This is a genomic window from Gardnerella sp. Marseille-Q9691 (assembly GCF_046507715.1).
Lineage (GTDB): Bacteria > Actinomycetota > Actinomycetes > Actinomycetales > Bifidobacteriaceae > Bifidobacterium > Bifidobacterium greenwoodii.
The window spans coordinates 130,553-155,767 of the sequence record NZ_JBKFXI010000002.1; the positions used below are offsets into that span (position 1 = coordinate 130,553).

A 25,215-nucleotide genomic window follows, 5' to 3' on the forward strand; every position below is an offset into this window, starting at 1 on the left:
CGTGTTATAAACAAAACGTAATGTTTATCACAATCTAATAAAACAAAAGCGGTAAAACTTAAGAATCCTAAGTTTTACCGCCTTTTTTACTTAGCTTAAGACTACTTATCTGCCTTGCTATTTTGTGCAGCAGACTGATGTTCCAGCGCCGCTGCAACTAATCCAGCAAACAGAGGATGAGGCTTAGTTGGGCGAGACTTAAACTCTGGATGAGCCTGCGTTGCCACGTAGAATGGGTGAACTTCCTTTGGAAGCTCCACAAACTCAGTCAGATTACCGTCTGGGCTTTGGCCGCTAATGCGCAAACCGGCTTCGCGCAGGCGATCTTTATAAGCCACGTTCACTTCGTAACGGTGGCGGTGACGCTCAGTAACATGCGTAGAGCCGTAAAGCTCAGCAACAATAGAGCCTTCTTCAAGAGTTGCAGGGTAAGAACCAAGTCGCATTGTGTGACCCATATCTCCCTTACCTTCCACAATATCTTTCTGCTCTTCCATAGTTGCGATTACTGGATCGCCACAATCCTTTTCGAACTCAGTGGAATTAGCATCCTCAAGACCGAGAACGTGACGAGCGTACTCAATAACCATAGATTGCAAGCCAAGGCAAAGACCAAGCGTTGGCAGACCGTGCTCGCGAGCGTAACGCAAAGCGCCAATCTTACCTTCAATACCGCGAATGCCGAAGCCGCCTGGAATAACCATGCCGTCCATTTGGTCAAGAGCTGCAGCAGCGCCTTCTTGAGTTTCGCACTTGTCGGCAGCAACCCAACGCACGTTCACCTTAGCCCAGTTTGCAAAACCGCCGGCCTTAATAGCTTCGGTAACGGAAAGATATGCATCTGGCAAATCAATATACTTGCCAACGATTGCAATGTTTAGCTCATGCTTTGGATGGTGCACGCGCTCAAGCAAATCTTCCCACTCGTTCCAATCAACATCGTGGAATGGAAGCTCAAGTTCGCGCACAACGTAAGCGTCCAAGCCTTCGTTGAACAAAATCTTAGGAACGTCGTAAATGCTTGGAGCATCCACGCAGTTTACAACGCCTTCGGCATCAACGTCGCACATAAGCGAAATCTTGTCTTTAATAGCCTGATTAAGCGGACGATCGGAGCGCAAAACAAGCGCGTCTGGAGAAATACCAAGCTGACGCAGCATCATTACAGAATGCTGAGTTGGCTTAGTTTTCAACTCGTGCGCGGCTGCAATATAAGGCACCAAAGAAACGTGCACAAACATGCAGTTTTCTGGACCTAAATCGCGACGAACTTCGCGAGCAGCTTCCAAGAATGGCTGGGATTCAATATCGCCAACTGTGCCGCCGATTTCCGTAATAATAACGTCTACATCGTCGGAAGCTTGCGCACGCATACGCGACTTAATTTCGCCGGTAATATGCGGAATAACCTGCACGCACTGACCCAAATATTCGCCAGCGCGCTCCTTACGAAGCACAGACTGATAAATCTGGCCTGTAGTTACATTCGCTTTTTGACTTAAGAAAACATCAAGGAATCGCTCGTAGTGGCCAATATCAAGATCTGTTTCTGCGCCATCTTCTGTAACATAAACCTCACCATGTTGGAATGGGTTCATTGTACCCGGGTCAACATTGATATAAGGATCGAGTTTTTGTTGCAAAACGTGAAGGCCGCGGCTTCGCAAAAGTCGTCCCAAAGACGATGCAGTAAGACCTTTTCCGAGGGACGAAACAACGCCACCAGTGACAAAAATATGCTTTGTAATATGCTCCTGAGAGTTACCATGTTTTCTTCTAACCATGGAACTCCATAGTATCTTCGAGCCTCGACTCGGGTGTTGTATTAAAAGCGACTTAAAAAGTTATATTAAGTGCGCAACAGCCTCAATCGCAAGCTTGTAACCGTACAATCCCATGCCAGTAATAGTGCCGGTTGCAACAGGACTAATCACGCTTATTTTGCGGAAAGAATCGCGTGCGGAAGGATTAGAAATATGCACTTCCATCAGCGGCACTCCAGCGTCTAAAACCATGTGAGCCGCATCCGCCAGCGCATAACTGTAGTGCGTAAAAGCGGCAGGATTCATAACAACAGGAGTATGCGTGTCGGCAGCTTCGTGCATCCAATGAACCATTTGCTCTTCATCATCACTTTGGCGAACTTCTACTTTTAGACCAAGCTCCGCTCCCCACTTTTCGCAAAGCGCGCACAGAGTTTCAAAATCTTGGCTGCCATAAACGTCTGGCTGACGAACGCCGAGACGACCTAAGTTCGGGCCGTTTACAACAAGAACTTTTTTCGGTTGCTGATTTTCCATTATTGCCTCGCAAGATTAATTATTTTTTATACACGCGCTTAAAAGCTTCTTTAACTGCTTCAATAGGCGGATTGTCTAAATGAATAGGATTAGAAATACCATCCAAAATTACGAAACGTAGCATGTTGCCGCGCGCTTTTTTGTCACGATGCATAAGATTAAGCACGCACTCAAAAGCAGAATCAGCATCTTCTCTACTCTGCCACGAAGTTGGTAATCCAAGCGAATCTAAAAGCGAACGATGGTATGAAACGTCTCCAGCATCCAAATATCCTAAAATTTGCGCAAGCTCGGCCGCAAAAACCATGCCAACAGCAACAGCGTTTCCGTGACGCCAACGGAAGTGTTCAATCTGCTCAATCGCATGACCTAAAGTATGCCCGTAGTTCAAAAACTCGCGCAAACCCTGCTCTTTTAAGTCACTCGAAACGTGATACGCTTTTACTCTAACAGTGCGTTCAATAAGATTCACAATAAGCTCGTGAAGTTCGCTATTATTTTCAATCTGATCCCCATTAAATTCACGCAAAAGCTTAGCATTATTCGAGTCGCTAAGAATCTTCAAAATTTCGCCGTCTAGAATAAAACCAGATTTTGCAACCTCACCCAAGCCTTCAATAAGAATATCGTTTGGAAGAGTTGAAAGCGTAGAAGTATCTGCCAAAACGCCAGCTGGAGTGTAAAAACTTCCAACCAGATTCTTGCCAGCATCCGTATTGATACCAGTTTTTCCGCCTGTTGAAGCGTCAACCATTGCAAGAAGCGAAGTTGGGCAGTTTACGTAACGAATTCCACGCATCCAAGTTGCAGCAACAAAGCCGGCAACATCCGTAGCAGCGCCGCCTCCTAAGCCAACAATCGCGTCGGAACGCGTAAAACCAGCTTCACCTAAGCGCGCCCAAATTCCGCTCGCAACTTGAATAGTTTTTCCAGCTTCAGCATCCGGCACAAGTATGTCTAAAACTTCGTAGCCTGCTTGGCGCAAAATTGCGCGAGCTCTGTCACTGTGGCGCTGAACCGGCTGCGTGTGAACTAACGCCACTTTAACCGGCTTAGTTCCAAGCATTTGCGGCAAAAGTTGCATGGCTCCGTCGCCAATTCGCACATCGTACGGCTCAATCGCTTCGCCTGTAACATGCACTATGCGTTGCATAATCATGCTCCTTAACTTTTCTGCAGCCATATACGGATTTGAACCTTTTGTTGGCATGTGAATATTTGATACTGCCCTAAAAATTGGGTCTCGCTGCTCAAATAATTCCATCCAACGCTTTTTAGCGTCTTGGCCGATTAGCATAGGGCGATTATTGCTCCAGCCTGCGCGCTCAATAGCATCGTCTGCGCTGGTTTGCAAATACACTACGCGACCGCCAAGATTCACGTATTCTTTTAGCACTTCCTGCGTTTCTTTGCGAACAGGAGCGCCGCCGCCAAGAGAAATAATGCCGGAATCAGTCTGATTTTCTAAAATTACGTTTCTAACTATTCTTGCTTCTATATCTCGGAAGGATTCCTGACCAAACTGCTCAAAATATTGAGTAATTGGCATATTAATTTCGCGCTCAATCATGTCGTCTGTATCGCAAAAAGGCAGATTCATAAGATGCGCAACTTCGCGACCAACGCGCGTTTTTCCGGCGGCAGGCATGCCGATTATGACGACTAGCGGAATTTTAGTATTGCTCATTTCATATTCTCCGGCCAGGAAGTTAGGTAAGACTCTATATTCCGGCGCGTTTCTTGCAAAGAATCTCCACCAAATTTTTCCAAAGCGTACTTTGCCAAAGTAAGCCTTACCATTGCTTCTGCAACTACGGAAGCCGCTGGAACAGCAGTAAAATCGGAGCGCTGGTTAATAGCTTGAGCCGGCTCTCCAGTTAGCACGTCTACAGTGCGCAAAGCGCGCGGAATAGAAGGAATTGGCTTCATTGCAGCACGCACGCAAATAATTTCGCCGTTTGACATACCGCCTTCAATACCCCCCGCACGATTAGTTAGGCGGGTGATTTTGCCATTTTCGTCTGTTACGATTTCGTCGTGCGCGGCCGAGCCTGGGCGATCCGCCTCTGCAAAACCGTCGCCAATTTCCACGCCTTTAATCGCCTGAATTCCCATAAGCGCAGCCGCTAAAGCCGCATCTAAGCGGCGATCTGACTCCACGTATGTGCCAACTCCAGCAGGCATACCGTATGCGAGTACTTCTACTACTCCGCCTAAAGTATCTGCATTCGCTTTTGCTTCGTCAATGCGAGCCATCATGCGAGATTCAGCGTCTTTGTCGAGAGTGCGTACTGGAGAAGCATCCAAAGCCGCAACATCGTCAGGTGTTGGTAAAGCTAAACTTTTGTTAGCATAAACGCCTCCGATTCCAACAACATGCGCAACAGTGCGCACACCCAAAGCCTGCTGTAAAAACGCATCAGCAATAGCGCCCAAAGCAACGCGAGAAGCTGTTTCCCTAGCGCTCGAACGCTCCAAAACTTCGCGAGCATCATTAAAACCATACTTGCGCATGCCAGTTAAATCCGCATGACCCGGGCGCGGCCTAGAAAGCGGCGCGTTTCGACCAACTTTCTCAATCTCATGATCCAAAGGATCCGCGCTCATTACTTCCGTCCACTTTGGCCACTCTGTATTCGCGATTTCTACAGCAATCGGAGAGCCAAGAGTTACTCCGTGACGAACGCCGGTTAAAAGACGCACTTTGTCTTGTTCGAACTTCATGCGAGCGCCGCGGCCGTACCCAAGACGACGGCGAGCAAGTGCCGAAACCACATCTCCGCTAGTAATGCGCACGCCCGCCGGCAAACCTTCAATCATGGCAACTAACGCTTCACCATGCGACTCCCCTGCCGTTTGCCATCTAAGCATGCCATTCTCCATTCTTAACTAATTTACGCGTCTAAATACTTACTCTACTAACCACCAAGTATTGAGTGGGTTGTTATTGACAGCAATGCTGCAAGTATTGCAGATATTGCTTCTACTGGCACGAATGGTATTGATGCGTTATTTGGCACGCGAATTTTGCAGTAAATTTTCCATGCTAAAAGCCAAAGTAAGCCAACTACTCCAACTAAAGCAAACCAGTAAATTAAAGAGTCGAATCCGAATAATACTAAGGCTTGTGCAATCATTGCCGCGCTTGTAATATCTCCGAATCCGATAGCATTTTTTGCGGAAATTTTTCGCATAATCCAGTAAATTGCAAAAATAATTACGCAAGAAAGCAAGCCGAAAATCAGAACGCTAATATTCTCAAACAAAATAATCGAATATATAAGATTCGCAAAAGATTGAAAAATTAGCGCAATAACAACCCAAAGTCTTGGCACTACGCGACTTTTTATGTCAGTTGCGCAAACTGAAATTAAGCACGCAAGCGTTGGCAGCGCCGATATTATCGTAATAATTAGTTGCTTCATTAAAGCAGATTACGAAAACTTATAAAACTTTTGCAACCTAAACACATATATGTGGTTAAAAGCTAAATTTTTAGTTGCCTTCAGGATTGTTGCGCTTGTACTCGTCGCGGAATTTCAAAAAGTCGTCTTTGTTATCCGCAAACTTCGTCTCACCAGTCTTCAAATTCGTGGTAACGAAGTAAATCCACGGACCATCTTGAGGCTTAATAGTGGCAAGAAGAGCGTTGTCTCCAGCAATACCAATAGGCGTAGGAGTCAAGCCCTTGTGAATGCGAGTATTGTAAGGATTATTTGGATTATCTAGCATTGATTGCGTAAGCTTTATAGGCTTTACTCCCGCTCCGTAACCAATTGTAGAGTCCATTCCAAGAGGCATATCTTTTGCCAAACGGTTTAGTATTACGCGCACAACTTTGCCGTAATATTCGCGATTATTCACTTCAGCTTCGGCAATTGAGGCCATAATTAAAGCTTTTTCGCGATCTTCGCCTTTAGGAATACCAAGAGAGTCGAGCTTAGCAATACGCTTTTTTACCATTGCGGAAAGAATATCTTCCGCACTTTTCATAGATTTTACGTTATAAACTCCAGGCTCTAGCCAGCCTTCGATGCTTCCTTTAGCTTCTGGAGGCAAAATTCCAGCTCCCCCATCTGCTAAAGCTGCTTTAAACTTATCCATGCTTATTCCAGATAAGCTTGAAGCGCGCTGCAAAACTTCAGTAGCGTGGTCTCCTGCACGAACGTCAAGGAATCCGCCGGCTTTTGTTTGATCGGAAAGAATATTAACCACGTCAATAGCAGCCATATGCTTTTTAAGCGAGTAAACTCCCGGGTACAAGATTTTATTATTTGCAGCAACTGCGGAAGTAAAAGCTGATTGAGATTTAACAACATTTGCTTTAACTAATTTGTTGGCAACGCTAATAGCACCCTCGCCGGCGTCAATAGTAAACTCAACCGTTCCAAAGCCTGGGCCTGGCCAGTCTGCAACCGACTCGCTATTTTGAGATAATTTCCACGCGCGAACCGCGCTGTATCCAAAATATCCAACAACAGCTAATACGAATACGAGCAGAATAGCTAAAACTACTTTTGCTCTACGCCTACGTTTTTTCGCTGCAAGACGAGCTTTAGCACGTTTTCTGGAGCTAACAGTCGAAGATTCGTCTTTAGAATTAGATGATTTTGACGACGGCTCGCCATCATGCTCAGTCCACTTTGCATGTTTGTCAAAAAATTCGTCAAAATTGTCAGACACGCTATGCTCCTCTTCGCTATTTCTACTTTTTACACGATTTTCAAAACTACTCTGCATTATTTGCGTCAAGCGCAGACTGCAAAATTAATACTGCCGACTGCTGATCTACCATAGGGCGATGCTTGCGAGTAGAAAAATCAGCTTGTAGCAACTGCCGGTGAGCACTAACTGTTGTTAAACGCTCATCCTTCCAAACAATATCAGGTATGTAAGAAAGCGTCCAATCTCCAACATTTTTCGCTAATTCAATGCGTTTAGCTAAATTTTTGCCCCACCGACGCGCTTTTTTCGCAGATTTTCCTTCAGAACCGTCTAATTGAAGAGGCAAGCCAATTACAACACGTTTAACTTGATTTTCTTCTATTAGATTCATGACTTCGTCAATAGCTCTAAAAGAATCTCCAAAAACTTGCACGTTTCCGATTGGATGCGCAAAAGTAAGCTCAGGGTCGGAAAGTGCAAGCCCGACCCTGGCATCACCTAAATCAATACCTAACCACACCATGATTCGTGTTGCTTTCGGTAAAGATTTTAAATTTTAAGCAGGAAGTTACGAGACTCAGGCGAGCTCAGCAACTTGCGCTTTTACAGCTTCCAACGCTTCGTCGATCTTAGAAGCGTCTGTGCCGCCGCCCTGAGCGAAGTCTGGCTTGCCGCCGCCACCGCCGCCAAGAACCTTGGAAGCAGTGCGAACCAAGTCACCAGCCTTAGCACCAAGGCCACGAGCAGCCTCGTTAGTTGCAACTGCAACCATTGGCTTATCATCCTCGTTTACGCCGCTCAAAACTACTACTGCAGGAAGGTCCTCACCTAGGCGAGAGCGAACGTCAAGAACAGTCTTACGAAGAGTTTCAAACGATCCGAAGTTTCCAACGTTCTTAACAGCCAACTTAACGCTTCCGGCACTAGCTTTAGCGGACTCAATCAAAGCTGGAACAGAATCTGCAAGCTGAGACTCGTAAACGGCTGCAAGCTTACGATCAGAATCCTTCATCTTGCTAAGCAAAGATTCCAAACGTTCAGCCAACTCATCTGGGCGAGCATTAACCATGTCTGCAAGTTGAGCCACCAAAGTGTGCTCGCGAGCGCCATACTCGTATGCTGCCTCGCCGCAAAGAGCGTCAATACGGCGAACGCCAGAGCCAATAGAAGACTCGGAAAGAATAGTTACCATACCAATCTTTCCGGTGCTCTTAGCGTGAGTACCGCCGCAAAGCTCGCGGCTCCAACCGTCGCCTATTTCAACCACGCGCACAACGTCACCGTACTTTTCGCCGAACAAGTGCATTGCTCCAAGCTTAAAAGCGTCGTCGATTGGCATTTCCTTAGGAACAACCTGCAAATCGTCGCGAATACGCTCGTTTACGCGAGCTTCAACGCGGGAAAGCGCATCCTTTTCAACAGCCTTTGGCCACTGGAAGTCGAAGCGCAAACGATCTGGATCAACCACAGAACCGCGCTGAGTTGCCTGCGGACCAAGCTCTTCACGCAAAGCCTTGTGAAGAGTGTGGGTAGCAGTGTGAGAACGTGCCAAAGCAGCCCTGCGAACCTGGTCAATATTCGTGTTTACAGGAGCGCCAACGCTAAGCGTTCCTTCAGTCAAACGGCAGCTGTGAACAATCAAATCCTTGATTGGACGCTGAACGTCGTCAACTTCCAAAATTGCGCCGTCGTCGGAAATAATCTCGCCCTGATCAGCAATCTGGCCGCCGCGCTCAGCATAGAATGGCGTGCGGTCGAGAATAATCTCAACGTTTGCAGGAGCGGTAACGCTTTTAACAGAGCCCTTGCCTGCTTCAACAATTGCCAAAACGTTAGAACGGCTTGAGAAGTCTGTGTAACCGAGGAAGTCGATTGGCTTTTCAAGAGCCTTCTTAATATCGTCGTAAACGCTAACGTCCACGTTGTGACGCTTCTTCAAAGCGTCAGCGCGAGCGCGACCTTTCTGCTCGCTCATAAGCTCGCGGAACTTAGCCTCGTCAACCTTAACACCCTGCTCGGCTGCCATCTCAAGAGTAAGCTCAATTGGGAAGCCGTAAGTATCGTGCAAAGTAAACGCGTCTGAGCCGCCAACCATAGGGTCGTCCTTTTTCTCTTTCTTAGCTTTTTCAACAGCCAAGTCGAGAATAGTTGTGCCCTTTTCAAGAGTGCGACGGAAAGCATCTTCCTCACCGTAGGCAGCTTCACTAACCTCGTGGAAAGTATCGTTAAGCTCTGGATAGCTTGGCTCCATAGCTCCCTTAGAAACTGGGAAAAGCGTTGGCAAAACTGGATCATGCACGCCAAGCATACGCATTGCGCGAACAGTTCTACGAAGAAGACGACGAAGCACGTAGCCGCGGCCAACATTACTTGGGCGCACGCCATCGCTCATAATCATCAAAGCGGAACGCACGTGATCTGCTACAACGCGGAAACGCACGTCAGCATCGTTATTATCGCCGTACTTTACGCCACTAAGCTTTTCTGCAGCTTCAATAACTGGGTAAACTTCGTCAGTTTCGTAAATATTTTCCTTACCTTGCATAAGGTAAGCCAAGCGCTCCAAACCAGCGCCGGTATCAATATTCTTCTGATCGAGCTCGCCAGCAATATGCAAATCAGTCTTAGACTTGACGTTATCTACCTGGTAGTTTTCAAAAACCAAATCCCAAATCTCAATAAAACGAGATTCGTCGGCAGCAGGACCGCCGTCGCGACCATACTTAGGGCCACGATCAACGTAAATTTCGGAGCATGGGCCGCCAGGACCAGGGCCGCCGGTAGTCCAGAAGTTATCTTCCATGCCGAAAACTTGCATGTGTTCTGGATCAAAGCCCTCGTTCTTCCAAATTGCGCGAGCCTCGTCGTCATCAGTGTAAGTAGTAACCCAAAGCTTTTCAGGATCGAAACCGTAGCCGCCCTTATCTTGCGGACTAGTTAAAAGCTCCCAAGCGTAGTGGATTGCTTCTTCCTTAAAATAATCACCGAAGGAGAAGTTACCAACCATTTGGAAGAAGGTTCCGTGACGAGTAGTCTTACCAACTTCGTCAATATCAAGAGTGCGCACGCACTTTTGGTTCGAAGCCATACGTCGAGAAGGAGGCGTCTGCTCACCAAGCAAATAAGGAATAAACGGCACCATGCCGGCAATAGTAAAAAGCGTCGTTGGGTTCGGCGAAATTAGGGATGCCGAAGGAACGACCATATGACCATTTTTAGCAAAATAGTCAAGATAACGCTTTGCAATTTCTGCTGTGCGCATACGTACGAACTCCTTGTGTAATTTTTAGCAAGATCTTGTCATGCAAACATTCAATATAGTACTTCAACACTTAACTTAAACAAACTTTTTCAACTAGCATTTTAGTAAAAACGCAAGTCTAAGCAGCAAAAGATTAGTTAAAAATCCTCATGACGACTGTGAGCATAACGAGAATTAAGCTCATCCTCATGCTTTTTACGACTTTCATTAAAATCTTTAAACAATCCCAATATTGTGCTTAAAGTAATATTTTCCGGCTCTTTACTAAACACAAATTTGCGAGCAGAATCAGGCATTTTGGCTTTTAAGTAGGCACGCGCTTTTGTTACAGCAAGCACACCAATTACAATGCCAACACACATCCAAAATAGGCGCTTGAACATTACTCCCCCTTGCTTGCAGAGCTATTGCTTGCAGAGCTATTGCTTGCAGAGCTATTAGAAGATTCTTTTGCAGCATGACGGCCAGTAGAATGAGAATCGGTCGGAACAGTAGGCTTATTAAAGAAAGAAGCAACCGTGTCTTTTAGCGCGTAGCCGGCAGCCGCAACCTTAACAATAGGTTTTCCAAGGAAAGCACCATACAAATCAGTAAGAGCACCAATATTTGTAACAGTCGTGCGCGTAGCACCTGAAACAGCGTTCACATCGTCAAGAGTCTTATTAACTTGCTTAATCGTCGTCACAGACTCATCAATTGCGGGCATCGCATGCTCACCAGACTCTTTGACAGTTTTCGCAATCTGATCGAACAGCTTGCCCAATCTAATTAGCGGATAAATCAAAAAAACCGAAAGCACAGTAAACGCAATCGCGGCAATAAGAGCAGCTATGTCTCCAACGCTCATCGTAACCTCTTTCTGTACCATTTTTGCTTAAGACTTCACAGCGCTGAAAGCTAATACAACAGCAAATCAGACTACAGTTAAAACCATTCGCAATGACTTAAGACTAACGAACGGTAACGACGCATACGTTAAGAAAGCTGCAGCAAAAATCTACTCGTTGTAGCCTTGAATAGTAATAGCGTTATCAATAGGTTTAGTAGTGTCAAAATCGAGCCTGGTTACGCTTCCATTTTCCGGACGCTCGCTTAAATCGTAACCAGCAGGTGCAAAACGGTGCATAAGACTTAAAAGCGTATTTCCGTGCGAAATCTGCAACACGTTATCGCCATCTTTAAGCGAAGAATTTGAGGCGATAAGCTTAAAACCGTCTTCTACGCGAGTCCAATACTCAATATCCGACTCTGCATCGTGGAAAGGATCAGCCTCTTTAAGCATGTCGCGCGTGGCTGCAAGCCCAAACTTTTCAACGATTTCGTTATAAGTCTTAGCTCCGTTAGGAGCACCCGCAGCCCACCAAGCCATTTGCATATCTTGGCCTTCAAAATAGCCGTAGCATTGCTCGCGAAAATGCATATCGCTTACAAGCTTTGGACGCGCGTTACCGGCAGCCTCGTTTGCGTCGAGAATACGCTGAGCCGTGATTTGCGCACGCGTAGTATCCGAACAGTAAGCTGCAGCAAAAGTAATATTTTCTAGCTTTTTTGCAGCCTTGTCCGCATCCTTCAAACCTTTTTCGGTAAGCGGAGAATTTGACCAGCCTTGCAGACGATTGTAACGATTAAATAGCGTCTGACCGTGACGCACTAAATAAAGATGCAGCAACATAGCTCCATTATTGCACTACGCGGTACATATGTTTTAGTTGCGATTTTGTTTATTGTGGCGCGAGTTTTGGCTGGTGTTTGGCTGGCAGGTTTCTTGTGCGGCTGTGTGAGATAGGAATTACTAGCGCGACGACCTGCTTGAGCGAAGCATTGCGCGCGCGAAAACAACTCGGAGCGTGAGCTTGCTCAGACGGAAAGTCCAGTGGACTTTCCGTGCAAGCTCAGCCGAACGGCGATTAGCCGTGAGGACAGCGCTACGCTCTTATACCTTATTTAGACTTAAAAGTTGCATAGTTAAGTTTAGTTTTTTACTTACTTTCTTTCAAAAATATTTATTTATCAAAAAGATATTACTATCGCTCCGCTTTTATATTGCTCGACCAAGCAATTCCTATCTCCCACTATTAGTAAAACCGCTAGTGTTTTTTGGTGTGGTAGGAAGAGTGCTTGGCGCGGTGTGTCAGCAGCACGGATGTTAGTGTTCTCTAAACAACAGAAATCAGCGTCCACAGAGCGAAACGCATTGACCCCTGCCACGCGAATGCGCAACAGGGGTCAAGCGGTATGTCCTTAAGAATTAAATCGGCGAATTAACGAGCGTAGTATTCGACGACGTACTGAATGTTGACTTCAACTGGAATCTGATCGACTTCCGGCTTACGAGTCAAAGTAGCCTTCAAAGAGGCAAGATTCACATCGAGATAACCAGGAACTGCTGGCAAAACGTCGCGATGAACGCCTTCTGCAGCCATCTGGAATGGAACCATGGTCTGGCTCTTGGCACGAACCTGAATGGTCTGGCCTGGCTTGACACGGTAAGATGGGCGATCAACAAGATTGCCATCAACCAAAATATGACGATGTACAACAAACTGACGAGCCTGGGCAGTGGTGCGAGCAAAGCCTGCGCGCAAAACCAAAGCATCAAGACGAGTTTCCAAATCGGTGAGCATTGCGTCACCGGTCTGGCCTGCAGTGTGCGTACCCTTCTCGTAAGCAGCGCGAAGCTGCTTTTCGGAGATGCCGTACTGAGCGCGAAGACGCTGCTTCTCGCGAAGACGTACTGCGTAATCGGACTCGGTGCGACGACGAGTGCGGCCGTGCTCACCTGGAGCATATGGGCGCTTCTCGAAGATACGCTGAGCCTTTGGGGTCAAAGCGATGCCGAGGGCGCGAGAAAGACGCACCTGACGGCGAGAACGCTGAATATTAGTCATAACTAATCCTTTAATTCTGTCGTTATCTGAACGGAACGCGAGCCAAACTTTTAGTCAATCGTAAAATCTCCTAAAAATTACTCACGCTGAGCCGGCCTCTCCAGTGCTTCTTCGTGCTAACACACGAACGCGTAAGTATTAAAACGTTGAAATAACGCCATAACTACCGCGCGCCGACCCACTGATGGGCTAAGGCTCCAGATGATGCTTACACAAAATAGGCATCGTTTCTAATTCTACACACCAGTAAGAATAATTGTTGATATTTTAATTCCTCACGTTTGGAGCGCAAACCCACACTAAACCCTCCAAACGCGAGAAAAACTACCCACGTTTGGAGCATTCAAAGCCCGAAAACACTCCAAACGCGGGAAAAATTGCGCGCATTTGGAGCGATACGCCAGACCAAACCATCCAAACGCGAGAACTAATTTTAGTGAAGGGAGCCAGCATCCATTGTGTAGGTGCAATCTGCGCTTCGAGCAGCTTCAGAATCGTGCGTTACCATAAGAACCGCCGCACCAAGATTTGCAGCCTCGCGCAACATTTCCACCACTATTAGAGTGTGCTCTGGGTCTAAATCTCCAGTAGGCTCGTCCAAAAGCAGAAGCTTTGGATTGTTTATTAGCGCGCGCACAATCATTACGCGACGCATCTCGCCGCCGGAAAGCTCCTTTGGATAGCACCACAGCAAATCTTCAATATGCAAGCGTTTGCAAAAATCAAGAGCGCGATTTGAGTAGTAATCTTCAACGTCTGTACTTTTGCTTTTTTGATCACTACTTTTTTGATCACTACTTTTTTGACCGCCGCTTTTAGCAATCTGCACAGGCAAAAGAATATTGTCATACACAGTAAGATTCGGCAAAAGCGTTTGCGATTGCGTAACAAAACCTATATTTTGCGCGCGCAATCTAGATACTTCCCCATCGCTAAATTCAGGCGCGGAAATCTCCTTGCCTAAAACCGTTACACTTCCGTGAGTTGGCTTAAGCAATCCGGCAATCAAATTCAATAAAGTAGATTTTCCGTTGCCTGATTTTCCAACAATTGCAACAAAATCGCCACTATTTAGCGAAAAACTTACGTTATTTACCGCAGAGAATCTGTGCTTTCGTCGCATAAACTCTCTAGTTACGCGAGTAAGATTCAGCACTGAAACAGGCGATTTTTCGCTATTTAATACCGTTTTTTCGCACATCTAATCACTCCCCTGCTCGAAGAGTCAAATACGTTTCACGCATTGCAATACGCCATGTTGTAAGCGCCGAAGCCGCAACAACCGAAAGCAGTGAAAGAACTATGCTAACAGCCATCAAAGCTATTACAGGAAGTGCCGTAACTTCCAAATACGGAAGCTGCAATTGTGAAGAAATAAGCGAACTATAAGGGAAGATTATAAGACTTGCAGACGCAACTCCAATAACTCCACCCGCAAAACCAAGTATTTCAGATTCGCGCGTAGCAACACCCAAAAGCATTTTTCGCGTAAACCCAAGTATGCGAAGAGAAGCAAACTCTTTTTTGCGCTCATTTAGCGAAGTTGCAAAAACAACAATCAGCACAAGCAATCCAACAATCCAACATGCGGCAATTATAAAAGTAAGCGAGCGCGTAAAAACGCCAAGATTAGCCTGAGTTGTTGCTGTAATTCCTCCAGGGAAAACTATGCCAATGCTAGAAAGCCCAGTTGTTTTTTTAATATTTTGCGCAACTTGTTTAGCACTATAACCTTTGCGTACCTTCACTAAAACTGCAGAAATTGCTTTTTTTGCGTACTCTTTTGGAATGGCGGTATGATGCACTTTTGTAGAATACTCAACTACTTGCGGCACGCTTTCTCGTCGCACAAACACAGAATTATCAATGCTTGTGCCAGTCTTTGCGAGCTGAGCTACAACCGGCCATTGGTGACCAAAAAGCCGAACAGTATTCTTGTAGGAAACTAGTACGTTTGCTCCAGCAATCATTTCGCCTTTGTGCAAAGTCTTTTTATGCTGCGAATAAATCCAAGGGCCTATAACAAAATCGGAATCCGGATCAAAACCAATAATCTGCAGCTTTTCCGCGCAGCATCCTGCAGAAAGTGAGGAAATGTACGTTTGAGCGCTCGCCTTTTGAACGCCAGGCGAACGTCTAACTAAATCCTCAATATTATTGGTGAAGTAAAAAGTACTTGATCCGCCGTTAGTAAGTAGCGCCTCAGCTTTAGTATGCGTGCCGTTTGGAATAACCATAATGTCGGCTCCCATGCGTGCGCGCATACTGTTCAAGCCTTGCGCAAGATTCATAGAAATAAGCGAGCCGCCGAAAAATATGGCAGATAAGCACGCTGCAGCTACCAGCAATGCGGCAGTTCTAAGCGGCTTTCGTTTAAGATTTTCCAGCGGCAAACGCTTTAGCGTAATAGTGCGCATAATTTTTGCTTTATTAAGCCGTTTTACAAGCTATGCTATTAGCTATTAGTCTTCTTTGCTATCCAAATACACGGAAATAGCTGCGAACACCAATGAGAGCACAGAAAGAACAATCAGCGTTGGGCGCGTAACCGATGCGCAATGCATCATTGGGCTCTTGCAAACGCCAATAAGGAATGTTGGAACAGCAATCATAAGCAAAGAATTCACGATTACAGCAATGCTCAAACCGATGCGAACATTTTCTTTAACAAAAAGCGCAACAATTCCAAGAACTGCAATAACTAAGCCAATTCCAAGGGCAGCGCGACCAGTGTAGTAGCATGCCATATGCATTCCGCCTTCAGTTTGGCAAACTTTTGCGAAAGTTAACGGAGCAATAGCAATCAATATGCCCAAAATAATAGATGGAATTGATGCGAATAATTTGTTTTTCATAATTGATACCTCATTAAATGTATATTATTTATCTTTTAGTGCTGCATTTTCCTTAATGCAACACGCTTCTCGGCGCCCACACCTTCAAGCGCCACGTCCCTGCTAAAAAATATCTTACCTTGAACCGCATAAAACGAAATTTTACAATTTTTCGATTGGTGCAACTCGAAGCATTAAGCGCTTTACGCCGTCAGAACCAAAATCAACTGTAATAATTGAGTTTCTGCCCTTATCTTGAGTTGCAAGAACAGTTCCCAAACCGTAAGTGTCGTGCGTAATTTTGTCTCCAACTTGGAAATCTTGAATATTGAGATTGTTGTCTTTGTCTACAACTGAAGAAGATGAGCCAAGTTTTGTTGAGCTTGTTGACGACGCGGATTTTGCTGTGATTTTGCGCGTTTTTACAGAGCTTGACTTAGACCAATTCGATTTAGAATAAGACGAGCTGGATCCGTAAGAAGATCCGTAAGAAGATCCGTAAGATTTGCCGGAGCCGTAAGATTTAGATCCATACGACCTAGATCCGTACGACCTAGATCCATAAGATTTAGATCCATAAGATTTAGATCCGTAAGCGCTTCCGCCGTAAGTTGTTTTTTCGCTAAAAGCATCGCTGTAATCGTCATCCCAGCCACCGAAATCGCTGTCGAAATCACTATTGAAATCGCCGCCAAAATTGCCTCTGCGCTCACGCGATGCACCCCAACGATTAACATCAGCCTCTTTGCGCTTCCAATCAATTAAATCATCTGGAATCTCATCCAAAAACTGGCTTGGAAGCATATCTTGAGCCTGACCCCACTGCGCACGCACAGCAGCGCGCGTAACATACAAACGCTGCTTAGCACGCGTAATTCCAACGTAAGCAAGACGGCGCTCCTCGCAAAGCTCGCCATCGTCTTCCAAAGCGCGCGCATGCGGAAAAGTACCCTGCTCCATGCCAGTTAAGAACACAACCGGATACTCCAAGCCCTTAGCCGTGTGAAGCGTCATCAACGTAACTTTGCCAGTGTCTTCGTTTTCATCCGGCAACTGATCCGAATCTGCCACAAGAGCCGTCGTCTCAAGGAAACCAGCCACGCTAGCATCCGGCGTATTCTGCTCATACTCGGCCGCAACCGACTGCAATTGCGACAAATTATCCACGCGCGAAGCATCCTGCGGATCTTCCGAACGCTGCAAATCTTCCAGCAAACCGCTGTCTTTCAAAATGCTGTCAATAACTTTTGAAGGCTTCGAATCGTTATCTTGCATGCACGTCATTAAATTGTGCATAAGATCTCGAAACTCTTTAAGCTTCGCTGCAGTGCGAGTTGGCATGCCTTCGATTGATTCCAAATGCTCCAAAGCTTGCCAGAAGCTTACTCCTTGTGTTTGAGCGTAAAGAGTTAGCAAAGATTCTGCGCGAGGCCCCAGTCCGCGCTTTGGAACGTTCAAAATTCGGCGCATATTCACGTCGTCGTCCGGATTCGCCATAGACTGCAAGTATGCAAGAGCATCCTTTACTTCGCGACGCTCATAAAACTTCGTTCCGCCAACCAGCTGATACGGCAAACCCGCCTTAACAAGCGCATCTTCCAGCGAACGCGACTGCGCATTAGCACGGTACATAATTGCCATATCCGAATAAGCAACGCCCTCTTCACCGGCTAATCGCGCTATTTCCCCAGCAATCCAAGCCGCTTCCTGCTGAGCGTTGTCTGCAGCATATCCGCAAATTGGAGCGCCCTGGCCTAAAGCTGTCCACAATTTTTTAGGCTTACGGCCCTGATTATGCGAAATAACAGCGTTTGCAGCGTCCAAAATTGTTTGCGTAGAGCGATAGTTTTGCTCCAGCATAATAGTCGTTGCGTTCGGGAAATCTTTTTCAAAGTCTTGAATATTGCGAATATCTGCGCCGCGGAAAGCGTAAATTGACTGGTCGGAGTCGCCGACGACGGTGATTGATGCAGGAGGATCAACGGATTGTGCTTGCTGCTGCTGTACCGCATTTGCGTTAGATTGTGTTGCGTTTGCACGAGATTGCTTTACATCCACTCCCGCAAGCTCTCGAACAAGCTCATACTGCGCGTGATTAGTGTCCTGATACTCATCAACCAAAATATAGCGGAACTTGTGACGGTAGTATTTAGCAACCTCCGGATCTTCTCGCATAAGCTGCACGGTTCGCATAATCAAATCGTCAAAATCAACAGCATTAGCCTGAGCCAAGCGATGCTGATATTCCGCATAAATCGAAGCATACACGGCTTCAGCATTTCCAGCGTGCGCAATCTGCTGACCCAAAACGCCCGGCTTGTAATCGTTGGCATACATGTCTAGCTGTTCTCGCCAACCAATCAAACTATTCTTACAATCAGAAATCTTCGCCAAAATATTTCGCGGAGTAAAACGCTTAATATCAACATTAAGCTCGGTTGCAATAATTTTTACTAAACGCTCGCAATCAGCAGTATCGTAAATAGAAAATCCCGGTTTTAAGCCAATACTTTGACCCGATTTGCGAAGTATTTTCACACATGCGGAGTGGAAAGTCGAAACCCACATGGTATTTGCTTCGCTGCCAATAAGATTGCTCAAACGTTCACGCATTTCAGCAGCGGCTTTGTTGGTAAAAGTGATGGCAAGAATTTGGCTAGGCCACGCACCTTTTTGGCTTAAAATCCAGGCGATTCTGCGCGTAAGAACTCGCGTTTTACCGCTGCCTGCGCCTGCTCCAATAAGAAGAGCCGGACCGTCGTATTGAACGGCTTTAGATTGCTGCGGATTTAATCCGTCGAGTAAAGATTTTTTAATTACGCACACATTTAAACATGTTTACCACATACTGCAGTCGTTTTTGCGTGATTTGTGTCACACGTTTGGGTATGCTTGAGCGTACTGCAATTTAATAAGCAAATGCAATCTGCAATATAATCTGCAATGTAATTGCAATGTAAGTTACGCAAGAAGGGGCTCATCGTGCAAGAACTGGAAGAACGCATCCTAAAAGACGGTATTGTAAAACCTGGAAACGTTTTGAAAGTAGACGCTTTTTTGAACCATCAGTGCGATGTTGAGCTGTTTGACCACATGGGAGCCGCTTGGGCTGAACATTTCCGCAATGCTGGCATCAATAAGATTCTTACGATTGAAGCTTCCGGAATTGGAATCGCTTGCGTTGCTGCACGTCATTTTGGCAATATTCCAGTGGTTTTTGCGAAAAAAGCGCAGTCAATTAATCTCGATGGCGACCAATACGTATCCACCGTATTCTCTTTTACAAAGCAGCGCGAATTTCCGGTAATTGTGTCGCGTAAGTACTTGAGTGCGGAAGATCGCGTGCTTATTTTGGATGATTTTTTGGCTAACGGCAAGGCTTTGCAAGGTTTAATTGATATTTGCGATCACGCTGGAGCTACAGTTGCCGGAATTGGTATTGCGATTGAAAAAGGATTCCAAGGCGGTGGTGACGCGCTTCGTGAAGCCGGATACGACTTGGATTCGCTGGCGATTGTGGATGCAATGGATCCTGTTGATGGCTCAATTTCGTTCCGTAAGTAAATAGTGTGCGGATTTAGACGCACAAACTCACTGGAGTAAGTCTAATTGTGAAAAAACCGAGAAGAATTTTTTGAGACTCTCGATTTTGCTCAGGAATACGATAAAGTAGTCCGGTTGGTATGTTGCAATTCAAATGCAACAAACAATTGATTAGGTGGCTAAACATATGACTGAAGTGGTGATTGCGAGCGCTGTACGCACGCCTATTGGCAAATTCGGCGGCAGCTTATCTTCGCTTTCCTCAGTTGATTTAGGAACGATTGCCGCAAAAGCCGCAATCGAACGCGCAGGTCTTAACGCTCACGACGTAGATCAGGCCATTTTTGGCAACGTTTTGCAAGCCGGCAGCGGTCAGAACGTAGCTCGCCAAATCGCATTGCGCGCAGGACTCGACACTTCCAGCTGCGCAATGACTATTAACGAAGTGTGCGGATCCGGCTTAAAAGCAGTGCGATTAGCACAATCTGCAATCGTAATGGGAGACGCGCAAGTCGTTGTTGCAGGCGGTACCGAAAGTATGAGCAACGTGCCATTTTATGCAACTAACTCGCGATTTAGCGGACACAAATACGGAAACTTTTTGCTTATTGACGGCCTGCAGCGCGACGGCTTAAACGACGCTTTTACAGGCGACGCAATGGGCGTTACTGCAGAAAATGTTGCCGCAAAATTTGGTATTACTCGCGAAGCACAAGATATTTTTGCGCTTAAATCTCACCAAAAAGCTGTTGCCGCTATTAAACGAGGCGATTTTGACTCTGAGATTGTGCCAGTAACTCTTGCAGACGGAACTGTTGTAACACGCGACGAACATCCTCGCGAAGATACGTCTTTAGAGCAATTGTCGAAATTGCGCACGCTGTTTAAGGCGTCGGACGAAAATTCAGGCGCGGAGCGCGAAGTTAGCGAGCGCGAATCTACCGTAACTGCCGGAAACGCAAGCGGAATCAACGACGGAGCCGCAGCCCTCGTACTTATGAGCAAAGATTACGCGCAAGAGCACGGAATTGAATATCTTGCGCAAATTGTGGGATTTGCAGAAGGCGGAATCGACCCAGATTTAATGGGATACGCTCCAAAACACGTGATGGAACGCATGCTACGCGCAACCGGAAGCAGCGTTGAAAGCATTGATTTGTTTGAGATTAATGAGGCTTTTGCTGCTCAGAGCATTGCAGTTTCGGAGCAACTTCATATTGACGAGTCGAAGCTAAATGTGAGGGGCGGCGCGATTGCGCTCGGTCATCCGCTGGGTGCTAGCGGAGCGAGAATTTTGACGACGCTTATGTACGCTTTGCGAGACAGCAATAAGAAAAACGGAGTGGCAGCTCTTTGCGTTGGCGGCGGAATTGGCGTTGCGATGCAGATTAGAATGCGAAGCAATTAAATTAGAATGCGAAGCAATCAGTAGCATTCGTAGTCGGTAAAATCATGAGGTGATTTCGATGACTGCTTTTCGTGAATTAAGCGTGGAAAATCGCATCAAAACCTTAAAAAATGATGGCGCGATAAACGAGTCTGAAGCAACTTTTTTGCTTAAGCAGCTTTCGGAAAGTTCTGATACTACGATTCCCGCGGATGTTGCAAATCATATGATTGAGCATCAGATTGGAAAGTACACGCTGCCGGTTGGAGTTGTGCGCGGGCTGATTGTGAACGGCGAGGATCGGGACGTGCTGGTTGCAACCGAGGAGCCGTCCGTAATTGCGGCCGCGTGCAATGGGGCTAGGATTGCGGCGGAGTCTGGTATCGAAGGCGGAATTGTTGCAAACTCGCCACAATACGGAATTATTGCGCACTCGCCGAAATACGTGACTACAGCACAAATCGCTTTTGAAGACGCGGACGGGAGCGCGGCGGCGCGTTTGAGCGAGATTGTTGAGGATTGTGCAAAGGTTGAGGATCTGCTGCGCGTTGCAAACGAGTCACACCCATCAATGAGTAAAAGGGGTGGCGGCGCGCGAAAATGCCGCGTTTCAGCTTTGCACGGCTTCGCCAAACTCGAGGTTGACGTAGACACATGCGACGCAATGGGCGCAAACACAGTGAACACTATGGGCGAAGCCGTCAAAGCCCAGCTGGAAAGCTGGCTCGGCGTTGAGGCGCTTGTGGCGATTCTTACCAACACAAGCCGCGTTGCCACCACGGCAGAAGTGCGAATACCGGTTGAAGCGCTCGCTTCCAGGCGGCTTGAAGAAGCTAAACGCGAAGATGAAGGAAAGCGCCTCGCACGCCGAATCGCGGCATTAAGCGCGCTAGCCGCCAGCGACCCTGAGCGCGCCGCCACGCACAACAAAGGAATCCTAAACGGCATTGCAGGAGCCGCGCTCGCGTCCGGAAATGATACGCGAGCGCTAGAAGCGGCAGCACACGCGTGGGCGGCGCGCTCCGGTCGCTACCTACCACTGTCAACGTGGAACACCGAAAGCTTAAACAAGCAAACCATACTCCATGGCCGTATTGAAATTCCGCTACAGATCGGCATTGTTGGCGGCTCAATCTCATCTCTTCCAATGGCAAAACTCGCTCTTAAAATCGGCAAATACAAAAACGCAAACGACTTTAGAAACACGCTTGCAGCCCTCGGCTTAGTGCAAAATCTTGCGGCACTGCGCGCGTTGGCCGGCCCCGGCATTCAGGCCGGTCACATGTCATTGCAGGCCTCAAATCTTGCAATCGCAGCCGGTGCTAAAGGCGAAGAAATCGAGGCGATTGCGAAAAATCTTCTGCAACTTAGCCCTGCAGAAAGAACTACGGAAAAAGTTGCGCAATTACTTAAAACATTTCGCGAACCAAGTAAAAATTGAGGAAAAAATGAATACCACAACCCCACTTGCCGTCGGCATCGACCGCATCTCCTTCGCCACCCCGCACTACTACTTAAATCTCACAGATCTTGCAAACGCGCGCGGAATCGACCCTAATAAATTCACAATCGGAATCGGTCAAAGCGAGCAATCCGTGCCACCAAATCACCAAGACATCGTCACCCTCGCCGCCCAAGCTGCCCTCCCGCTCCTACCTCACATCGACAGCAATCGCCTCAAAATGCTAATCGTCGGCACAGAAAGCGGCGTCGACGCAAGTAAATCAAGCGCGCTATACGTTCAAAATCTGCTAAAACTCACTCCGTGGGTGCGTGTCGTTGAAGTAAAAGAAGCTTGTTACGGCGGCACTGCAGCTTTGATGATGGCATGCGACTACGTGCGCGCGCACGCCGAAAAAGATCCGCAAGTGCTTGTAATTGCGTCCGATATTGCGCGTTACGGTCTTGCTACACCTGGCGAAGTAACGCAAGGTGCTGGTGCTGTGGCAATGCTTGTGAGCGCGAATCCGCACGTGCTTAAAATTAACGACGATAGCGTTGTGAAATCCGCGGATATTCAGGACTTTTGGAGACCGGTTTACCAGGACACTGCGCTTGCTCGCGGCAAGTTTTCGACCGAGCAGTATATAGAATTTTTCTGCGACGTGTGGCAAAAGTATTGTGCGCAAAACTATTGTAATTTCAACGATTTTGCAGGACTTTGCTTCCATTTGCCGTATACGAAAATGGGTTTGAAAGCGCTTAAAGCGGCGATGGATTCTTGCGCTGATTCTTGCGATAATAGCAACCTAAGCGAGTTGTCGTGCAATCGATTACTTTCACGCTACGAAACAAGCACAAAGTACAGTCGTCGCGTAGGCAATATTTATACGGGTTCCCTGTATTTGGGATTGTTGTCTTTGCTTGAGTTAGACGGACTTGAGTTAGACGGATGCTCTCGCGAAAATAGCGAGCTTCCTCCACTTAAAAGCGGCGATAAAATCGGCCTATTTTCTTACGGTTCCGGCGCTGTTGGCGAGTTCTTTAGCGCAACTCTTGTTCCAGGATTTAAAGACGCGCTGTTTGCTCGAGAGCACGCGGATATGCTCGATTCTAGAGTGCGATTAAGCGTTGCAGATTACGAAGCGATGTTTTCTAGCGTTGCGCCTTACGCTCCGGAAGATTTCGTAAGCGATACGTCTCACCGCGAGCGCACGCACTTCTTCCTAGACGGCATATCATCGCAAGAGCGTCACTATCGCTCGAACTAAAGCGAGCCACAAATTACGCGACCAAAACTACTCAGCCGCGCGCAGTTTATGCCGCGCGCAATTCCACCCTCGCAGTTTCAGCCTAACCACCGCCCTACTCGCTATACTCCTTTATCAAATGAATCTCACCCACAGTAGGCTGACGAGCCGGCAATTCCATCCAATTTCCACCATCATAGCCACCTGGGTGAGCCGCAACCATAATCTTTTTGCCCGCATACTTTTCAACAAACGCAGCCTGATCTTTATCCGAATTATCAAATCGAACAGAAACAAGATCAAATATCATGTGACTTGGCATAAAACCACCATACATTCCAGTGCGAAAACCGTTACCTGAACGCTTCTGATCTAATGCAATAATGTCAAAAGTACCGTTTCCTTCGTTAAGAGATTTCATAACTTCATCCTTAGCATTTGGATCATTTGGAGTAGTACCAGGATAATCGTACGCTTCTTCAGCGCTCAACCTCTTAACAGTTCCAGAAAAAACTTGATACCCTTTTTCGAGCCACTCATTAATAGTTTTATTCATCTTCTTCTGCTCAGGAGTTAAATTCGGGGTATCAATCAGATTGTTTATATCAGTTAAGTCGTTAACAGACACAAATTTTGTATACACAAAATTTTGCAAACCAGCCAACGAGCCTGTAGTAAATTTGGTCTTAAATTCTATAGGCTTAGCAACGTCAACCGTAGATTTATCAAAACTCTTACCATTAATTTTGTATGTATACACATGCCAAGGAAGACCATCAACACCATCATTTTCAGGAGTTTGATACGATCTTGCAACAACAATACCGTCATGATTACCACCGAAGAAGATAGTGCCACGCTCTTCATAAATATCATGCTTATCTATAATGTCCGGGTACGAAACAATCTTCCCATTTTTGTACGAGAATACGTGAATATATTGATCTTCACCAATATTGAAATTTTCAGACGCAGTAACAACCATTTCCGGAATATTGTCGCTATCAATATCCCACAATGCGTAGTAATAGCTGTAATGCTGAGGGAAATTAGTAGAAGTATAAGATCCGCTATCAATCAAATTTTTGTATGCTTTACCGGCATTTGAGATAATATCGTCTTGAGTTAAAGCTTTAGATGCGCTTGCGTTATTAAAACTGTTACCTGCAGAATTCAGATTAGAATTTGCGCTGCGAGTTGATGAAGAATTATTATTTGAGCGGAAATACCATACGCAAGTGCATACAACTAGCACAATTACAACAACAGCGGAAATTACGGCAATAATAAGATTCTTAGGTTGACTTAGTGCTGCAAAGAACTTGGAAAACTTCGGTTTGACTGGATTAAGCTGCTGTGTATAAGCCGACGGTTGCGATTGCTGGTATTGCTGAGACGGCTGGTATTGATTAGACGACTGATATTGATTAGACGACTGATATTGCTGGTATTGCTGAGTCTGCTGAGGCGCGTAAGTCTGTTGCGGCTGCTGCGACTGCTGCGATTGTTGTGATTGCTGATCCTGCGGCTGCTGAGAAGCTGCATCTTCTACTCTTGCACCGCATTTTGTGCAAAACTTGACTGTACCATTGATAGGATTACCACAATTAATGCAAAACATACGAAACCTTCTATCATGCAGCAAA

21 protein-coding genes are annotated in these 25,215 nt (G+C 46.4%); 4 read left to right on the forward strand and 17 right to left on the reverse strand.

Features of this window, described 5'->3' with window-relative positions; all coding sequences use genetic code 11:
- Window positions 1-101 precede the first annotated feature (101 nt).
- From ACLD6A_RS04100 to ACLD6A_RS04175, 16 genes are all read right to left on the reverse strand, one after another.
- Window positions 102-1,784, reverse strand: coding sequence for a CTP synthase (locus tag ACLD6A_RS04100; protein ID WP_410313673.1), 1,683 nt, complete (start codon window positions 1,782-1,784; stop codon window positions 102-104).
- A 60-nt stretch (window positions 1,785-1,844) separates the two neighbouring features.
- Complete coding sequence (locus ACLD6A_RS04105; RefSeq protein WP_410313674.1) at window positions 1,845-2,300, reverse strand: type II 3-dehydroquinate dehydratase; 456 nt, start codon at window positions 2,298-2,300, stop codon at window positions 1,845-1,847.
- 19 nt (window positions 2,301-2,319) lie between these two features.
- Window positions 2,320-3,987: a bifunctional shikimate kinase/3-dehydroquinate synthase gene (locus ACLD6A_RS04110; protein WP_410313675.1), complete on the reverse strand. Its 1,668-nt coding sequence runs from the start codon at window positions 3,985-3,987 to the stop codon at window positions 2,320-2,322.
- Window positions 3,984-5,171 (reverse strand): chorismate synthase, encoded by a 1,188-nt coding sequence (gene aroC / locus ACLD6A_RS04115; RefSeq protein WP_410313676.1) that lies wholly within the window; start codon window positions 5,169-5,171, stop codon window positions 3,984-3,986. Before aroC ends, ACLD6A_RS04110 begins: the two co-directional genes overlap by 4 nt.
- A gap of 47 nt (window positions 5,172-5,218) precedes the next feature.
- On the reverse strand, window positions 5,219-5,725 hold the full coding sequence (locus ACLD6A_RS04120; RefSeq protein ID WP_410313677.1) for a prepilin peptidase: 507 nt from the start codon (window positions 5,723-5,725) through the stop codon (window positions 5,219-5,221).
- Window positions 5,726-5,795: 70 nt separating this feature from the next.
- Window positions 5,796-6,983: an endolytic transglycosylase MltG gene (gene mltG, locus ACLD6A_RS04125; RefSeq protein WP_410313678.1), complete on the reverse strand. Its 1,188-nt coding sequence runs from the start codon at window positions 6,981-6,983 to the stop codon at window positions 5,796-5,798.
- 46 nt (window positions 6,984-7,029) lie between these two features.
- Window positions 7,030-7,488, reverse strand: a complete 459-nt coding sequence (gene ruvX / locus ACLD6A_RS04130; RefSeq protein ID WP_004128848.1) for a Holliday junction resolvase RuvX — start codon at window positions 7,486-7,488, stop codon at window positions 7,030-7,032.
- A 54-nt stretch (window positions 7,489-7,542) separates the two neighbouring features.
- A complete protein-coding gene (gene alaS / locus ACLD6A_RS04135; RefSeq protein WP_410313679.1) occupies window positions 7,543-10,227 on the reverse strand; it encodes an alanine--tRNA ligase in 2,685 nt (894 codons plus the stop codon).
- A 137-nt stretch (window positions 10,228-10,364) separates the two neighbouring features.
- On the reverse strand, window positions 10,365-10,610 hold the full coding sequence (locus ACLD6A_RS04140) for a hypothetical protein (RefSeq protein WP_004128853.1): 246 nt from the start codon (window positions 10,608-10,610) through the stop codon (window positions 10,365-10,367).
- Window positions 10,610-11,074: a DUF948 domain-containing protein gene (locus tag ACLD6A_RS04145; protein ID WP_410313795.1), complete on the reverse strand. Its 465-nt coding sequence runs from the start codon at window positions 11,072-11,074 to the stop codon at window positions 10,610-10,612. Before ACLD6A_RS04145 ends, ACLD6A_RS04140 begins: the two co-directional genes overlap by 1 nt.
- Window positions 11,075-11,224: 150 nt before the next feature.
- Entirely contained in the window at window positions 11,225-11,899 is a 675-nt protein-coding gene (locus tag ACLD6A_RS04150; protein WP_410313680.1) for a histidine phosphatase family protein, read from the reverse strand.
- 589 nt (window positions 11,900-12,488) lie between these two features.
- On the reverse strand, window positions 12,489-13,115 hold the full coding sequence (gene rpsD / locus ACLD6A_RS04155; RefSeq protein ID WP_004105277.1) for a 30S ribosomal protein S4: 627 nt from the start codon (window positions 13,113-13,115) through the stop codon (window positions 12,489-12,491).
- A 433-nt stretch (window positions 13,116-13,548) separates the two neighbouring features.
- Window positions 13,549-14,316 (reverse strand): ABC transporter ATP-binding protein, encoded by a 768-nt coding sequence (locus tag ACLD6A_RS04160; protein ID WP_410313681.1) that lies wholly within the window; start codon window positions 14,314-14,316, stop codon window positions 13,549-13,551.
- 4 nt (window positions 14,317-14,320) lie between these two features.
- A complete protein-coding gene (locus ACLD6A_RS04165; RefSeq protein WP_410313682.1) occupies window positions 14,321-15,532 on the reverse strand; it encodes an ABC transporter permease in 1,212 nt (403 codons plus the stop codon).
- 45 nt (window positions 15,533-15,577) lie between these two features.
- Window positions 15,578-15,970 carry a DUF4418 family protein gene (locus tag ACLD6A_RS04170; RefSeq protein ID WP_410313683.1) on the reverse strand — a complete coding sequence of 131 codons (393 nt, stop codon included), beginning with the start codon at window positions 15,968-15,970 and terminating at the stop codon, window positions 15,578-15,580.
- A gap of 141 nt (window positions 15,971-16,111) precedes the next feature.
- Window positions 16,112-18,775, reverse strand: a complete 2,664-nt coding sequence (locus ACLD6A_RS04175) for an ATP-dependent helicase (protein ID WP_410313684.1) — start codon at window positions 18,773-18,775, stop codon at window positions 16,112-16,114.
- A gap of 156 nt (window positions 18,776-18,931) precedes the next feature.
- Between ACLD6A_RS04175 and ACLD6A_RS04180 the strand changes: the two genes are divergently transcribed.
- The 4 genes from ACLD6A_RS04180 to ACLD6A_RS04195 all read left to right on the forward strand — a co-directional run bounded on the left by ACLD6A_RS04180 (window position 18,932) and on the right by ACLD6A_RS04195 (window position 23,590).
- Window positions 18,932-19,513, forward strand: coding sequence for a xanthine phosphoribosyltransferase (locus tag ACLD6A_RS04180; RefSeq protein WP_004136969.1), 582 nt, complete (start codon window positions 18,932-18,934; stop codon window positions 19,511-19,513).
- A gap of 166 nt (window positions 19,514-19,679) precedes the next feature.
- Complete coding sequence (locus tag ACLD6A_RS04185; RefSeq protein ID WP_410313685.1) at window positions 19,680-20,900, forward strand: acetyl-CoA C-acyltransferase; 1,221 nt, start codon at window positions 19,680-19,682, stop codon at window positions 20,898-20,900.
- A gap of 58 nt (window positions 20,901-20,958) precedes the next feature.
- Window positions 20,959-22,320: a hydroxymethylglutaryl-CoA reductase, degradative gene (locus ACLD6A_RS04190; RefSeq protein ID WP_410313686.1), complete on the forward strand. Its 1,362-nt coding sequence runs from the start codon at window positions 20,959-20,961 to the stop codon at window positions 22,318-22,320.
- Window positions 22,321-22,327: 7 nt separating this feature from the next.
- Complete coding sequence (locus ACLD6A_RS04195; protein ID WP_410313687.1) at window positions 22,328-23,590, forward strand: hydroxymethylglutaryl-CoA synthase; 1,263 nt, start codon at window positions 22,328-22,330, stop codon at window positions 23,588-23,590.
- Window positions 23,591-23,684: 94 nt separating this feature from the next.
- Here ACLD6A_RS04195 and ACLD6A_RS04200 read toward each other — a convergent pair whose 3' ends face one another.
- The gene (locus ACLD6A_RS04200) at window positions 23,685-25,190 is read right to left on the reverse strand and encodes a zinc ribbon domain-containing protein (RefSeq protein ID WP_410313688.1); all 1,506 of its coding nucleotides are present in this window, start codon (window positions 25,188-25,190) and stop codon (window positions 23,685-23,687) included.
- Window positions 25,191-25,215: the final 25 nt, after the last annotated feature.

What these genes read in the sequence shown, in the direction of transcription:
- ACLD6A_RS04100 (WP_410313673.1), bottom strand. Translation starts at nt 1,784, where the DNA reads ATGGTTAGAAGAAAACATGGTAACTCTCAGGAGCATATTACAAAGCAT.
- ACLD6A_RS04105 (WP_410313674.1), bottom strand. Translation starts at nt 2,300, where the DNA reads ATGGAAAATCAGCAACCGAAAAAAGTTCTTGTTGTAAACGGCCCGAAC.
- ACLD6A_RS04110 (WP_410313675.1), bottom strand. Translation starts at nt 3,987, where the DNA reads ATGAGCAATACTAAAATTCCGCTAGTCGTCATAATCGGCATGCCTGCC.
- aroC (WP_410313676.1), bottom strand. Translation starts at nt 5,171, where the DNA reads ATGCTTAGATGGCAAACGGCAGGGGAGTCGCATGGTGAAGCGTTAGTT.
- ACLD6A_RS04120 (WP_410313677.1), bottom strand. Translation starts at nt 5,725, where the DNA reads ATGAAGCAACTAATTATTACGATAATATCGGCGCTGCCAACGCTTGCG.
- ruvX (WP_004128848.1), bottom strand. Translation starts at nt 7,488, where the DNA reads ATGGTGTGGTTAGGTATTGATTTAGGTGATGCCAGGGTCGGGCTTGCA.
- alaS (WP_410313679.1), bottom strand. Translation starts at nt 10,227, where the DNA reads ATGCGCACAGCAGAAATTGCAAAGCGTTATCTTGACTATTTTGCTAAA.
- ACLD6A_RS04140 (WP_004128853.1), bottom strand. Translation starts at nt 10,610, where the DNA reads ATGTTCAAGCGCCTATTTTGGATGTGTGTTGGCATTGTAATTGGTGTG.
- ACLD6A_RS04145 (WP_410313795.1), bottom strand. Translation starts at nt 11,074, where the DNA reads ATGAGCGTTGGAGACATAGCTGCTCTTATTGCCGCGATTGCGTTTACT.
- ACLD6A_RS04150 (WP_410313680.1), bottom strand. Translation starts at nt 11,899, where the DNA reads ATGTTGCTGCATCTTTATTTAGTGCGTCACGGTCAGACGCTATTTAAT.
- rpsD (WP_004105277.1), bottom strand. Translation starts at nt 13,115, where the DNA reads ATGACTAATATTCAGCGTTCTCGCCGTCAGGTGCGTCTTTCTCGCGCC.
- ACLD6A_RS04160 (WP_410313681.1), bottom strand. Translation starts at nt 14,316, where the DNA reads ATGTGCGAAAAAACGGTATTAAATAGCGAAAAATCGCCTGTTTCAGTG.
- ACLD6A_RS04165 (WP_410313682.1), bottom strand. Translation starts at nt 15,532, where the DNA reads ATGCGCACTATTACGCTAAAGCGTTTGCCGCTGGAAAATCTTAAACGA.
- ACLD6A_RS04170 (WP_410313683.1), bottom strand. Translation starts at nt 15,970, where the DNA reads ATGAAAAACAAATTATTCGCATCAATTCCATCTATTATTTTGGGCATA.
- ACLD6A_RS04185 (WP_410313685.1), top strand. Translation starts at nt 19,680, where the DNA reads ATGACTGAAGTGGTGATTGCGAGCGCTGTACGCACGCCTATTGGCAAA.
- ACLD6A_RS04190 (WP_410313686.1), top strand. Translation starts at nt 20,959, where the DNA reads ATGACTGCTTTTCGTGAATTAAGCGTGGAAAATCGCATCAAAACCTTA.
- ACLD6A_RS04195 (WP_410313687.1), top strand. Translation starts at nt 22,328, where the DNA reads ATGAATACCACAACCCCACTTGCCGTCGGCATCGACCGCATCTCCTTC.
- ACLD6A_RS04200 (WP_410313688.1), bottom strand. Translation starts at nt 25,190, where the DNA reads ATGTTTTGCATTAATTGTGGTAATCCTATCAATGGTACAGTCAAGTTT.